At 70.1% G+C, this 13,559-nt stretch carries 11 protein-coding genes and 1 pseudogene; 8 read left to right on the forward strand and 4 right to left on the reverse strand.

Annotated features, from left to right (window positions below):
• Positions 1-19: 19 nt before the first annotated feature.
• Both DNL27_RS05195 and DNL27_RS05200 read right to left on the reverse strand, forming a co-directional pair.
• Entirely contained in the window at positions 20-979 is a 960-nt protein-coding gene (locus DNL27_RS05195) for a diacylglycerol kinase family protein (protein WP_112235763.1), read from the reverse strand.
• Positions 976-1,422, reverse strand: a complete 447-nt coding sequence (locus DNL27_RS05200) for a Fur family transcriptional regulator (protein ID WP_112234902.1) — start codon at positions 1,420-1,422, stop codon at positions 976-978. The genes DNL27_RS05195 and DNL27_RS05200 overlap by 4 nt, the downstream gene beginning before the upstream one ends.
• 208 nt (positions 1,423-1,630) lie before the next feature.
• Here DNL27_RS05200 and DNL27_RS05205 point away from each other — a divergent pair, with 208 nt between their 5' ends.
• Complete coding sequence (locus tag DNL27_RS05205; RefSeq protein ID WP_112234903.1) at positions 1,631-2,293, forward strand: MBL fold metallo-hydrolase; 663 nt, start codon at positions 1,631-1,633, stop codon at positions 2,291-2,293.
• Positions 2,294-2,339: 46 nt separating this feature from the next.
• Positions 2,340-2,771 carry an HIT family protein gene (locus tag DNL27_RS05210; RefSeq protein ID WP_112234904.1) on the forward strand — a complete coding sequence of 144 codons (432 nt, stop codon included), beginning with the start codon at positions 2,340-2,342 and terminating at the stop codon, positions 2,769-2,771.
• Between the two features lie 96 nt (positions 2,772-2,867).
• Here the strand turns inward: DNL27_RS05210 and hrpA are convergent, their stop codons facing one another.
• The gene (gene hrpA / locus DNL27_RS05215; RefSeq protein WP_239494463.1) at positions 2,868-6,998 is read right to left on the reverse strand and encodes an ATP-dependent RNA helicase HrpA; all 4,131 of its coding nucleotides are present in this window, start codon (positions 6,996-6,998) and stop codon (positions 2,868-2,870) included.
• A 162-nt stretch (positions 6,999-7,160) separates the two neighbouring features.
• Between hrpA and DNL27_RS05220 the strand changes: the two genes are divergently transcribed.
• The 6 genes and pseudogenes from DNL27_RS05220 to DNL27_RS12545 form a co-directional block, all read left to right on the forward strand.
• Positions 7,161-8,153 (forward strand): ABC transporter substrate-binding protein, encoded by a 993-nt coding sequence (locus DNL27_RS05220; RefSeq protein ID WP_012398024.1) that lies wholly within the window; start codon positions 7,161-7,163, stop codon positions 8,151-8,153.
• Between the two features lie 5 nt (positions 8,154-8,158).
• The gene (locus DNL27_RS05225; RefSeq protein ID WP_012398025.1) at positions 8,159-9,127 is read left to right on the forward strand and encodes an ABC transporter permease; all 969 of its coding nucleotides are present in this window, start codon (positions 8,159-8,161) and stop codon (positions 9,125-9,127) included.
• Positions 9,128-9,131: 4 nt separating this feature from the next.
• Complete coding sequence (locus tag DNL27_RS05230) at positions 9,132-10,040, forward strand: ABC transporter ATP-binding protein (RefSeq protein WP_112234906.1); 909 nt, start codon at positions 9,132-9,134, stop codon at positions 10,038-10,040.
• Positions 10,041-10,045: 5 nt separating this feature from the next.
• Positions 10,046-10,417: a hypothetical protein gene (locus DNL27_RS05235; protein WP_226905902.1), complete on the forward strand. Its 372-nt coding sequence runs from the start codon at positions 10,046-10,048 to the stop codon at positions 10,415-10,417.
• A 530-nt stretch (positions 10,418-10,947) separates the two neighbouring features.
• Positions 10,948-12,212, forward strand: a protein-coding gene (locus DNL27_RS05240) for an IS3 family transposase (RefSeq protein ID WP_370447109.1) whose coding sequence is annotated in 2 segments (ribosomal slippage) — positions 10,948-11,290 and positions 11,290-12,212 — 1,266 coding nt in all. Because the reading frame shifts where the segments join, the coding sequence is not laid out codon by codon here.
• Between the two features lie 35 nt (positions 12,213-12,247).
• Positions 12,248-12,370: pseudogene (locus DNL27_RS12545) on the forward strand (hypothetical protein); the annotation flags it as partial.
• A 501-nt stretch (positions 12,371-12,871) separates the two neighbouring features.
• Here the strand turns inward: DNL27_RS12545 and DNL27_RS05245 are convergent.
• Positions 12,872-13,534 carry a TetR/AcrR family transcriptional regulator gene (locus DNL27_RS05245; protein WP_112234908.1) on the reverse strand — a complete coding sequence of 221 codons (663 nt, stop codon included), beginning with the start codon at positions 13,532-13,534 and terminating at the stop codon, positions 12,872-12,874.
• Positions 13,535-13,559 lie beyond the last annotated feature (25 nt).

The raw sequence follows: 13,559 nt of genomic DNA on the forward strand, positions 1-13,559 counted from the left end.
GCACCGCAGACGCGACGGCTCAGAACAGGACGTCGAGGGAGGCGGGAAGCACCCGCAGCGACACGGGCAGCGGACCCAGCCGTTCGCCGTCGCCGTACGCGGTGTCCCCGCGGGACTCCCGGCCACCCGTGCCCGCGACAGCCACCGAGGCCGCCACGGCGGGTTCCACCGCCACCTCGGGCAGCAGCTCGTGGGTGCCCAGCCGCAGGCGGGGCAGCGAGGTCACGAACGTCACGGGGCCCACGTCGGAGACCATGAACAGCTCCGCCGCGCCGTCCCGGGCGTCCGCGCGGGGCACGATCCTCAGCCCGCCCCCGATCGAGGACGTGTTGGCGAACGTGAGCAGTGTGAGGTTCCGCCGCGCGGTGTGCGGCCGCCCGTCCGGGGACATCCACGAGAGGTCGTAGCACCGTGCGCGCAGCCGCACGAGGTCCACGGCCAGCGCGGCCATGTACTTGGCGGAGGCCCTGATCCGGTGCCAGCGGTTGGCGCGGGCGTTCACGCGAGCGTCGAGCCCGAGGCACACCGCGGTGGCGCACACGTGCCGGGTGCCGTCCGCGCACGTGACGTGCACGAGGTCCATGGCGCGCGGCGGTGACTCCAGCCCGCGCAGCACCCGGCCGGCGGCGCGCTCGACGTCCCGGGACGCCACCCCGTGGAAGCGCGCGAGATCGTTGCCGGAGCCCGCGGGGACGAGCCCGAGCGGGACGGCGATCCCCTGGTCCCGGAGGGTGTGCAGGCTCTGCAGGACGAGGTGGACCATGCCGTCACCGCCCACGGCCACCACGGCGGCCACCGTCTGGGACCCGGCGCGCAGGGCGGCCGTGAGGTCGTGGGAGAGCTCCTGGGCGGTGGCTGCCGCCAGGGCGCGCGGCCGGTAGCCCCCGGCGCGCAGGATGCCGGACGTGCGCTCGCAGGCGTCACGGGCGGCCCGCGAGGACCCGTTGTGGACCAGCAGGATCTCCCGGGGCCCGCTCACCGGGCGGGGTCCGCGGACCCGGCCGTGCGCTCGGCGGCGCGGCACTGCTCGCAGATCCCCGAGATCTCCACGGTGTGGTCCACGTCCGCGTAGCCGTAGCGCCGGGCGGTGGCCTCGGCCCACGTCTCCACGTCAGGGGCCTCGATCTCCACGGCGGCACCGCACGAGCGGCACACGAGGTGGTGGTGGTGGTGCTGCGCCTCGCACCGGCGGTAGATGGCCTCCCCGTCCGCGGAGCGCAGCACGTCCACCTGCCCCAGCTCGGCCATGGACTGCAGGATCCGGTACGTGGTGGCCAGGGACACGGACTCGCCCTGGTCCTTCAGCAGCCGGTGCAGGTCCTGGGTGGAGATGAAGTCCTCCAGGCGCTGCAGTGCACCGGTCACCGCACGGCGCTGCTTCGTGTTGCGAACCTCCGCGGGTTCGGTGGTCTTGGTGCTCAACCCTGGCGTCCTTTCCGCGAGCGGTCGTCCGGGTCATCTTAACGCGCGGCACGGACATGCGCGGCGAGACGGTCCCCGTGCGGGTGGTCCTCGGTGCCCGACCACGGGGTCCGGCCCGGGGGATCACCTGCACGGGTCGGGTGCGCCGGGGCCGCCCGTGGGTCGCGGAGACCTCCACGGAGCCCCGGCGGGCCGCTAGGGTGGCACCATGCTGCTGACCAAGTTCTCCCACTCGTGCGTGCGGCTCGAGAAGGACGGCGCGGTGCTGGTGATCGACCCCGGAACGTTCTCGGAGGTCGAGGAGGCACTCGACGGAGCGGACACCGTGCTCGTCACGCACGTGCACCCGGACCACTGCGACGTGCCCCGTGTCGCCGCCGTGCTGGAGTCGACACCCGGTCTCTCGCTCCACGCCCCGGCCGCCGTGGTCGAGGAGCTCTCCCGGCACGTCAGGGACACCTCGCGCCTGCACGCCGTCACCGCGGACACCGCGTTCGAGGCCGGCCCGTTCTCGGTGACCACCCACGGCGGTCAGCACGCGCTGATCCACCCCCTGATCCCCACCGTGGCCAACGTGGGCTACGTGGTTGACGACGCCGTGTTCCACCCCGGTGACTCGTTCACGGTTCCGCGCGGGGTCACGGTTCCCACCGTCCTGGTGCCCCTGCACGCGCCGTGGTCCAAGATGTCCGAGGTCATCGACTTCGTGATCGCCACCCGGGCCACCACCGCGTTCCAGATCCACGACGCCCTGCTCTCGGAGAACGGCTTCGGCGTGGTCGAGGCGCAGGTCGCCCACTTCGCTGGACTCTACGGAACCAGCTACCGCCACCTGTCCCCGCGCGAGAGCGTGGAGATCACCACCAGCTGACCCGGCCGGCGGACCGTCGGCCACCCACCGAGGAGAGGACTCCACCGTGAGCTCAGTGTTCACCAAGATCATCGAGGGCGAGCTGCCCGGCCGCTTCGTCTGGGCCGACGAACAGTGCGTCGCGTTCCTGTCCATCCAGCCGCTCGCCCAGGGCCACGTGCTCGTGGTCCCGCGCCGGGAGGTGGACGCGTGGATCGACCTCCCCGAGGAGTTGGCCACCCATCTCATGACGGTGTCCCGGGCCATCGGCCGGGCCGTGGACGCCGCCTTCTCCCCGAAGCGCGTGGGCCTCATGATCCAGGGCTTCGAGGTGCCCCACACCCACCTGCACGTGTGGCCCACCAACTCGATCGAGGAGTTCGACTTCGCGAACGTGGACCGGGACCCGGACGCCGCGCTCATGGACGAGTCCGCCCGCCGGATCCGCGAGGCACTCGTGGACCAGGGTCACGAGGACACGGTGCCGTCGCAGGGCTGACGCCCACCGACCCGGGACGCGGGGACGCCGCCCCGCGTCCCGAGCGGGCTCCGCATCGCAGCCGCGGGGCGGCGGGGCCCGGTCCCGCGCCGGGTCTCAGCCCAGCTCGCGCAGCTTCTTCCGCAGCCGCTTCTCCGAGACGGTGTGCGCGGTGCCCAGTTCCTGCGCGAAGAACGAGACCCGCAGCTCCTCCAGGTCCCAGCGGATCTCCCGGAGCGCCGCGGGGGTGGGCACCGTGGGCGGCACGGCGTCCAGGGCGGCACGGTACGCGGCCTCGAGTTCGTGAACCGTCTGCATGGCCACCGCGTCGCGCTGCAGGTGACCGGAGAGCTTGTCCAACCGGGCGTTGACCCCGGCCAGGTAGCGGGGCAGGTGCTGAAGAGCCTGCCACCCGGTGCGTGCCACGAAACCGGGGTGGATGAGCCGGTCCACCTGCTCCGCCATGTCCGTGAACGCGGGCACCGCGCCCAGGGATCCGGGTTTCTTCAGCCGCTTGCGCACCGTGGTCGCCTCCGTGAGCGCGGTGGTCACGAGCGCCGTGACGTCGAAGACCGTGTCGATGAGCTCCGCCCGCACGTGCTCGGCCAGCCGGTCGAACTCCGCCCGGGTGAACGGGGGGTCGTGGGGCACCAGCCTGTCGATCGCCGCACCGGTGCAGTCGTGGATCAGGGCCTCCACGGAGCCGTGGGGGTTCTGGGTGAAGATCAGCCGCTCGCGCTGGCTGAGGTGGTCCACCACGTAGCGGTGCACGGAGGGCAGCACGCGCTGCAGCAGCGCGATCACGCCGTCGCGCTGGGCCGCGCGCTGCTCCTCGGGGTCGCTCAGGATCCGCAGGTCCACGCGCGGGAGCTCCGTGCTCCCCGGTTTCTCCGGCGCCGCGGCCACGAGCGTGGGGTAGCCGGTGACCGTCTGGCCGGCCACGGTGGTCTCCACGCTGCGGGGCGGATCCGGCTCGGGCCACGCGCCCAGGTCGGTGCGTTCCAGGGACGCGCTCGACGCCGCCCGCTCGTCCGGGCGCGCACTTCCCCGGCCCTTGCGGTCGTCGCGACCGGAGCGCCGGCCGCGCCGCGAACCGGGCGCGGCGGCGTCGTCGTCCCCGCCGGAGGCCGCGCTCGCGGAGGTGCCCGCGGCGTCGTAGAGCTGGGCGGCGGCCTGCCCCAGCGACTGCGCGAGGGCCTCGCGCACGCGCGGACGCAACCGCTGCTTGAGCTCGGTGAGGTCGTCCCCGCGGCCGAGCACCGCGCTGCGGGCGTCCCGGACCTCGAAGCGCATCCGCAGGTGCGGGGGCAGCGTCTCGGGGTGGAAGTCGGAGGCCTGCACGGGGTGCCCGCGCATCCGGCGCAGCACCGTGGCGAGGGACTCGAGCAGCGAGCCGGAGGGCGGGTCGAACTCCTCGTCCAGCCGGCGCACGGCCGCGGCCGCGGTGTCCGGGGCCGGCACGAAGTTGCGGCGCACGGCCTTGGGCAGGGACTTGATCAGCGCGGTGACCAGCTCCACCCGCAGGCCGGGAATGTGCCACTCGAACTGCTCGGGGGCGAGCCGGTCCAGGAACAGCACGGGGATCCGCACCGTGACACCGTCCGCGGTGTCCGTGCCCGGGGCGAACTCGTAGTCCAGGTCCAGGCTGAGGTCCCCCTCGGGGGAGTGCACGTGCCACGAGCGCGGGAACGAGTCCGTGTCCAGGGCCGGGGCCTCGGGCGCGATGAGGTCCTCGGGGGTGAGGTCCAGCAGGTGCTCGTCCTGGTGGCGGGCCTTCTTCCACCACGCGTCGAAGTGGCGCTGCGAGACCACGTTCGCGGGGACCCGGGCGTCGTAGAAGTCGAACAAGACCTGGTCGTCCACGCGCAGGTCCTTGCGGCGCATCCGGTTCTCGAGCTCCTCGACCTCCGCGAGCGCCTTGCGGTTGCGCTTGACGAAGGTGTGGCGCGTCTGCCAGTCGCCCTCCACCAGGGCGTGGCGGATGAACAGCTCCCGGGAGAGCTCGGGGTCGATCGAGGAGAACAGCACGGGGCGCTCGCTGACCAGCGGCAGCCCGTAGAGCGTGACCTTCTCGGAGGCCATCACGGCGCCGCGCGAGCGGGACCAGTGCGGTTCGGAGTAGGAGCGCTTCACCAGCGACGGCGCGATCTCCTCCGCCCACTCGGGCTGGATCGCCGCGTTGGTGCGGGCCCACAGCCGGGAGGTCTCCACCAGCTCGGCGGAGACGATCCAGTCCGGGGACTTCTTGAACAGTGCGGAGCCCGGGAAGATCGCGAACCGCGTGCCGCGCGCGCCCCGGTACTCGCGGCTGCGCTCGTCCCGCACGCCGATGTTGCTGAGCAGCCCCGAGAGCAGGGACTTGTGGACGTCGTCCTGGTGCGCGGCCACGTCGATCTCCCGGGAACCGCCCACGTCGATGCCCGACTGCCGGGCGATCTGGCGCAGCTGCGCGTAGAGGTCCTGCCACTCGCGGATGCGCAGGAAGTTCAGGTACTCGCGCCGGCACAGCTTGCGGAACTGCGAGGAGGACAGCTCGGCCTGCTGCTCCTGCAGGTACTGCCACAGCAGCCCGTAGGAGAGGAAGTCGCTGGTCTTGTCCTTGAACCGGGCGTGGAACTCGTCAGCGGCCTGGCGCTTCTCGAGTGGACGCTCCCGCGGGTCCTGGACGGTCAGGGCCGCCGTGAGCACGAGCACCTCGCGCGCGCAGCCGCGGCGGTCCGCCTCCACGATCATCCGGCCCAGACGCGGGTCCACGGGCAGGGCCGCGAGGATCTCACCGGTGCGGGTCAGCGGGCCGCGGGCTCCGCCCTTCCGGCCACGGCCCCGGCGTCCGCCACGGGACCGGCGCGCGGGCGGCGACGCCGCGTCGTCGTGCTCCGCAGAGGCGCCCGGCCCGCGCAGGGCACCGAGCTCCCGCAGCAGCACCACGCCGTCCTTGACGGCGCGCGGGTCCGGCTTCTGCACGAACGGGAAGTCCAGGATGTCGCCGGGCTCCCGGACCACGCCCACGGAGATCATCTGCAGGATCACCGCGGCCAGGTTGGTGCGCAGGATCTCGGGGTCCGTGAACTCGGGGCGGGACTCGAAGTCCTCCTCCGAGTACAGCCGGATGCACACACCGTCCGAGGTGCGCCCGGAGCGGCCCGACCGCTGCTTGGCCGACGCCTGCGAGATCCGCTCGATCGGCAGGCGCTGGACCTTGGTGCGCGCCGAGTACCGCGAGATGCGAGCGGTGCCGGGATCCACCACGTACTTGATGCCGGGGACCGTCAGGGACGTCTCCGCCACGTTGGTGGCCAGCACGATGCGGCGGTGGGAGGACTGCGAGAACACCCGGTTCTGCTCCGCCATGGACAGCCGCCCGAACAGGGGGAGGATCTGGGTCCCGGCCAGGGAGCGGTGGGAGTCGATGACCTTCTGCAGCGCGTCCTGCGCGTCGCGGATCTCGCGCTCACCCGCGAAGAACACGAGGATGTCCCCGCGCGGTTCCCGGGAGAGCTCCACCACGGCGTCGCACACGGCGTCGATCGGGTCCCGGTCCTCGTCCGCGAGGCCGTCCCCGGTGTCCTCCTCGTCCGGCCCGCCGTCACCGCTGCGCTCCTGCGTGAGCGGGCGGTAGCGGATCTCCACCGGGTAGGTGCGCCCGGAGACCTCGATGACCGGCGCCGGCACGGGCTCGGCCTCCGGGTGCTCGGGGTCCGGCTGCGCGAAGTGCTCCGCGAAGCGCTGGGGGTCGATGGTCGCAGACGTGATGACCACCTTCAGGTCCGGCCGCTGGGGAAGCAGCCGGCGGAGGTAGCCCAGCAGGAAGTCGATGTTGAGCGAGCGCTCGTGGGCCTCGTCGATGATGATCGCGTTGTAGCGCGAGAGCGTGGGGTCGTGGCTGATCTCGGCCAGCATGATGCCGTCCGTCATGAGCTTGATCCTGGAGTCCCTGCCCACCTCGGACGTGAACCGCACCTGGTAGCCCACGGTGGCACCCACGCGCTCGCCGAGCTCGTGGGCGATCCGCTCCGCGACCGAGCGCGCGGCGATCCTGCGCGGCTGGGTGTGCCCGATCAGACCGCGCTCGCCCAGGCCCAGCTCGAGGCACATCTTGGGCAGCTGGGTGGTCTTGCCGGAGCCGGTCTCACCGGCGACCACCACCACCTGGTTCTCCCGGATGGCGGACATGATGTCCTCCCGGCGCGCGGAGACGGGGAGGTTGTCCGGGTACACGATGCGGGGCGTGGCGAGGGGCTCAGTCATGACAATCGTGCAGTCTACGGGCCGCCCCCGACACACGCAGGCGCCGTGGTTGCCGCACGGGCGACACGCGCACGTGTCCCTACATGTGAGCTGCGTCTCTTTTTCGACCGATCGGCAGGTAATATCCACTCATCATTGATCCGTGATGGAAGGAACCACCCCATGAAGCGTCTACTCCCGGTCGCCGCGGCGGCCACGACGGCCGCCCTGCTGCTCACCGGCTGCGGCTCCGGCGGCGAGCAGTCCGGAGACGGCAAGGAGGCCAAGAAGGTCACTGTGGGCATCTCGCAGTTCGTGGAGCACCCCTCTCTCGACGCCGCCCGTGAGGGCTTCGTGGAGGGCCTCAAGGAGGGCGGCTACACCGAGGGCGAGAACCTCACCCTGGACGTGCAGAACGCCTCCGGGGACCAGGCCACCGCCACCAACATCGCGTCCAACTTCGCGTCCTCCAAGGACGACCTCGTGCTGGGCATCGCCACCCCCTCCGCGCAGTCGCTGGCCCAGGCCGTGACGGACAAGCCCGTGCTGTTCACCGCGGTCACCGACCCCGTGGACGCCGGGCTCGTGAACTCCCAGGACGCCCCGGGCGGCAACGTCACCGGCACCACGGACATGAACCCCGTGGCGGACCAGATCAAGCTCGTCAAGCAGCTCAAGCCGAGCGCCAAGTCCGTGGGAATCATCTACAGCTCCGGCGAGACCAACTCCCAGATCCAGGTGGACGAGGCCAAGAAGGCCGCCCAGGCCGAGGGTCTGAAGGTCGTGGAGAAGACCGTGACCACCACGGCGGAGGTCGCCCAGGCCGCGGAGTCCTTCGACACCGACGCCATCTACGTGCCCACCGACAACAAGGTGGTGGCGGGTCTGGAGGCCGTGATCTCCGCCGCCGAGTCCAAGAAGATCCCGCTCATCGCGGGCGAGGGCGACTCCGTGGAGCGCGGCGCACTGGCCACCCAGGGTCTCAACTACAAGGACCTCGGCAAGCAGACCGGTGCCATGGCCGTGAAGATCCTCAAGGACGGCGCCAAGCCCGGTGAGATGGCCGTGGAGTCCCAGAAGGACACCAAGCTGATCCTCAACGCCAAGGCCGCCAAGGCCATGGGCGTGGAGATCCCGCAGAGCCTGCGGGACAAGGCCGACCAGGTCATCGAGTAGAACCGGTGATTGCTGGAATCGAACTCGGGCTGATCTACGCCGTGATGGCCCTGGGGGTGTACCTCACGTTCCGCGTGCTGGACTTCCCGGACCTCACGGTGGACCAGTCCTTCACGAGCGGGGCCGCCACCGCGGCCATGGTGATCCTGCACGGCGGCAGCCCCTGGGTGGCCACCGTGGTGGGCTTCGTGGTCGGCGGTCTCGCCGGGCTGATCACGGCGCTGCTGCACACCAAGGCGCGCATCAACGGGCTGCTCGCGGGCATCCTGACCATGACGGCGCTGTACTCGATCAACCTGCGGCTGATGGGCGGCAAGGCCAACCTCGCGCTGCTGCGCGAGGACACCGTGTTCACGCCGCTGCGCGAGGCCGGGCTGCAGGGCACCGTGGCGGGCGTGCTGCTCCTGCTGCTGGGCGTGCTGCTGGTGAAGGTGGTGCTGGACTGGTTCCTGTACACGGACGCCGGTCTGGCCATGCAGGCCACGGGCGACAACCCGGAGATGATCCGCTCCTTCGGCGTCAACACGGACGCGCAGAAGATCCTGGGACTGTGCCTGTCCAACGCCCTCGTGGGGCTGGCGGGTGCGCTGATCGCGCAGTACCAGGGCTTCGCGGACATCGGCATGGGCATCGGCATGATCGTGGTGGGCCTCGCCTCCGTGATCCTGGGCCAGGGCATCTTCGGCCACCGCACGGTGGTGGTGGCCACCCTCGCGGTGATCCTGGGCTCCGTGCTGTACCGCCTGGTCATCACGGTGGCGCTGCAGGCGGGGCTGAACCCCTCGGACATGAAGCTGATCTCCGCCGTGCTCGTGGTGGTGGCGCTCGTGCTGCCGCAGATGGCCGTGTTCAAGCGCTGGAAGCGACGCCGCACCCTCAAGGCGGCGCAGGAGGTGCAGGCGGACGTGGGCAGTGCCACCGAGCACCCCGTGACCGCGAGCATCGCCACCACGTCCGCCGGAAAGGGTGCGTGATCGCATGCTGAGTGTCACAGACGTCCGCAAGACCTTCTTCGCGGGCACCGTCAACGAGCGCGTGGCCCTCAACGGGGTGAGCCTCACCGTGAACGAGGGGGACTTCGTCACGGTGATCGGCTCCAACGGGGCGGGCAAGTCCACCCTGCTGAACACGGTGTCCGGGACGATCATCCCGGACAGCGGGGAGATCCGGGTGGGGGAGCGGGTGGTCACCCGGCTGCCCGAGCACCGCAAGGCCAGGTGGATCTCGCGCGTGTTCCAGGACCCCATGAAGGGCTCCTCGCCCACGCTGACCATCGAGCAGAACATGGCGATCGCGCAGCGCCGTGGCCGGTCCCGTGGACTCGCGCGCGGTGTCACCCGCGCCAGGCGCGAGGAGTTCAAGCGGGAGCTGCAGACCCTCGAGCTGGGTCTGGAGAACCGGCTGGGCGCCAAGGTGGGGCTGCTCTCGGGCGGTCAGCGCCAGGCGCTGTCCCTGCTGATGGCCACGTTCTCGGCCCCGGAGATCCTGCTGCTCGACGAGCACACGGCCGCGCTGGACCCCCAGCGGGCCCAGCACGTCACGGAGATCACCGAGCGGATCGTCAGCGAGCGCCACCTGACCACGCTCATGGTCACGCACAACATGGAGCAGGCCCTGCGCCTGGGCAACCGGCTCATCATGATGCACGAGGGCCGGATCCTCTTCGAGCTGGACGCCCGGCAGAAGGCAGAGGCCACCGTGGCGGACCTGCTGGCGGAGTTCCGCAAGCTGCAGGCGGCCACGGGCGAACCGGCACTGGATGACGCTACGCTTCTGGAAACAGCTCGCAGCGCCGCACCGGCGGCCGCCCCCTCCCGGGGCGTCCCCACCGGCGGTGCTCCCACGGGTGGCTCCTCCGCTGCGGAGGTGGCACCGGAAGGCCAGTGATCACCATGAGTCAGCCCCGCCGCAGACAGCGCATGACGTCCGTCATCACTGCGGTGGGGCTGATTCTGCTCTTCGTGTGCTGCTTCTCCCTGCCGGAAGGGCTCGTGGCCCTGAGCCAGGCCTCCGCGGACCGCGGGGCGGTGCCCCTGGACGAGCGCGGCTGGGTCATGGTGGTGGTGGGCTTCGGAACCTTGTTCGTGGGCGGGGTGCTCACCATTGCCGGAGTGGTGCTGCGGCGCACCGCGGCCCCGCAGCCGGTGGCGGAGGACGAGCTGCTGGAGGAGCAGTACGGCGCGGACTCCGTGGTCAACGAGTACGACCCCCTGGAGCTGAACCCCAACTACAGGATCCGCGAGCAGCGGCGCGGGCGGCGCTGAGACACTGCTCTGAGACGACGGGGTCCTGCGCTCCCGAAGGGCGGCGCCCGCACAGCGCGGAGGTTCGTGTGCGCGGGCGGGGTGAAGAGGGCATGAAAAGTGCCCCCGACAAACCGAAACTGTCACCGGTTCGTTCCGCGCCCTCCCGCAAACAAACGTTTACGGCGGACCGCAAGCAACGGTCGAAATGAACAAGAACGGGGGAATCCGCCACAAAGTTGTCGCGGCGAGTGGCAAGACTCGACTTATGACAAAAACAATGACACGAAGATGCGCGCAACTGAGCCCACTGCTGTGTGGAATTGGGACAGCCAAGGCTCCGCAGATCCGCAGGGAGAGTCCCGCAGTGTGGGGGTGGAGGTTCTAAGAGGGCCTGGGCCATTAGGACCTGTGCGGTGTCGACCGCACCCCTACCCGGATTGCCCGAGGCTGGTCACGAGGTTAAGGGCCACAGCGATGACGAAGGGGCCTGACCCTTGTTCGTGGACACGCTGATTCCAGCATTGGCTGGGGAAGCGAGATTATGAACCATGGCCAGAAAGAACTACTCCGAGGAGTTCCGCCGGCAGGCGGTCGACCTGTATGAGTCGACTCCGGGAGCGACGCTCCGCGGTATCGCGGAGGACCTCGGGATCGTCCGGGGAACGCTGCGGCAGTGGCTGGAGACTCACGGGACCGGGAAGAAAACGGCGGCTGACGGCACGCTGACAGACAGCCCGTTGCGGTCCGCGCCGACGGCTTCCACATCGGATCCTGATGAGCCGCTCGAGCAGCGCGTGGCACGGCTGGAGGCGGAGAACGCCCAGCTGAGAGCCGAGACGACGAAGCTCACCACAGAGCGGGAGATCCTCCAGAAGGCCGCGAAGTATTTCGCCGGGGAGACGCGCTGGTGAGTCGCTTCCAGTTCGTCGCCGAGAACTCCACCACCTACCGGGTGAAGCGACTGTGCGAGCTCGTCGAGATCGAGCGCTCCTCCTACTACGCCTGGCAGACAGGCACCCCAGCTCGGTCCGCGCGGGCCGCTTCCGATGGCGAGCTGCTCGAGCGGCTCCGCATCATCCACGCGGAGGACGATGCCCAAGGCGTCCCGCGGATCACGGCCGAGCTCAACGACGGGGCCGCGCCCGAGGACCGCGTCAACCACAAGCGGGTCGCCCGCGTGATGCGGGAGGCCGGACTCAGCGGGTACGTCAAGAAGCGCAAGCACCGCACGACGGTGCCCGAACCGGCCGGCCAGGTCGTTCCTGACCTGCTGAAACGGGATTTCACCGCCGAGGCGCCGAACCAGCGCTACGTCGGCGACATCACCTACCTGCCGCTGTCCGAGGCCAGTGGCGGCGGGAACCTATATCTGGCGACCGTGATCGACTGCTACAGCCGCCGTCTGGTGGGATGGGCCATCGCCGATCACATGCGCACCGACCTCGTCGCCGACGCGCTCAAGGCCGCCGCCGCGACCCGTGGATCTCTGGCAGGAGCGATCTTCCACAGCGACCACGGGTCGGTCTACACCTCCAAGGCCTACGCCGAGCTCTGCCAGCAACTCGGCGTCATCCAGTCGATGGGAGCCGTCGGCACCAGCGCCGACAACGCGATGGCAGAGTCATTCAACGCGACGCTGAAGCGCGAGGTTCTCCGGGACGCCGCGTGCTTCACCGACGAGCTGTCCTGCCGCCGCAAGATGTTCCGATGGCTGACCCGCTACAACACCAAGCGCCGCCATTCCTGGTGCCGCTACCTCTCCCCGAACGCCTACGAGCGCGCCTACACCGCTACGCTGGCGCTCGCATCGTAAACAACCCCCGTGTCCACGAACCGGGGGTAGGCCCCGTGAACGGTCGCCTCGAGCACCTGCATGGCCTGGCCCTCGGCTTCCGCAACCTCACCAACTACATCGCCCGCGCACTCCTCGAAGCCGACGGATTCAGACCACACCTACACCCCGAATTGTGAAGAGCCTGGTTGACCCAGCGACGCAACGACTCCGTGCCCACGTCCTCCTGCCGGGCCACGGCTTCCAACGCCTTCGACAGGGTCGGGTACTCGCCCCGGTGCTCCTGCACCAACCGCACCGCCCGGGCACGGACCTTCTCATCGATCACTTTCGGCATGTCTGCATCCTCTCGAACTCAAAAGGATGCGGCATCAAACCTGGGGCGCTTCAGCGCTCGTACGCGACGGACGCATGAGCTGCAAAAGCGCACCGCTGAGCATTCAGCGACGCCGCCGGCAGGTCGAGCGCTGCACGGCGCGCTCTGTCACGCACGTGCCCGCCGAGATCGATACTTCGCGTGCCTGTGCGTCGAAGGGGGCCGCCGGTGCCGTCGTCACGATGATGCCGCGGGATGCGACACGCCCCAGAGCCCGAACGCCACCAGCCTGGTTAATCGAGAAGAGCGAGTCCTGGGGCGTGAGCACAATGCGGTCCGCTGAGCGGATCACTGACGAGGTGGGTCAGCCTGGGTGTGCTGAGCGTACTTGGGTGGGGTGCGGGGTAGCGCCGGTGGGGACTGCCGAGAGCAGTGAGCGCAACAGGCTGCGGGCGCGATCGGGTGGCATCTCACCAGGGGTGTTGACGAGTTGGGAGGCAAGACCGTCGACGAAAGTGTGCAGCAGTGGGGCCCAGACATCTACCTCGGGGTCAACAACCAGCGGCACTACCTGATCGCTCGAGACGGCGTGGCCGCGGAGCCTGGCGACGCATTCTCGGTAGAGGGCGCGTTGATCGGCCCAGGTCCGAGATCCGCATACGGGTGGGTGGCGACGTTCCCATTCAACGATCGCCACCCACACAGTGTACTCCCCCCGGCGGCGCTCATCGAGCGGGAGAAGTTCTTCCAACACCTGGGCCACGACCTCGATGACCGACAACCCGGGCCGCGGACGACTCACTCTGGGGAGCACCCGATCCCGCAGCAGATCCGTGGCGGCGGCGACCACGTGCTCCTGCAATTCCCGCTGGCTGGCGAAGTAGTGCCGCAGCGATCCGGTTGACCACCCGGCCTCGGCGGCCACTCCCCGCACCGTGACCCCGTCGAGGCCGTGCCGCTGCATGACCCGGATGGCAGCAGCCGCCAACTCGATCCGGCGCTGATCATGATCGACGAGTTTCGGCACTGTTCGATGCTAACACGGCCGTGTT

Origin of the sequence: Kocuria sp. BT304, from assembly GCF_003290245.1 — a bacterium.
Classification (GTDB): domain Bacteria; phylum Actinomycetota; class Actinomycetes; order Actinomycetales; family Micrococcaceae; genus Kocuria; species Kocuria rhizophila_A.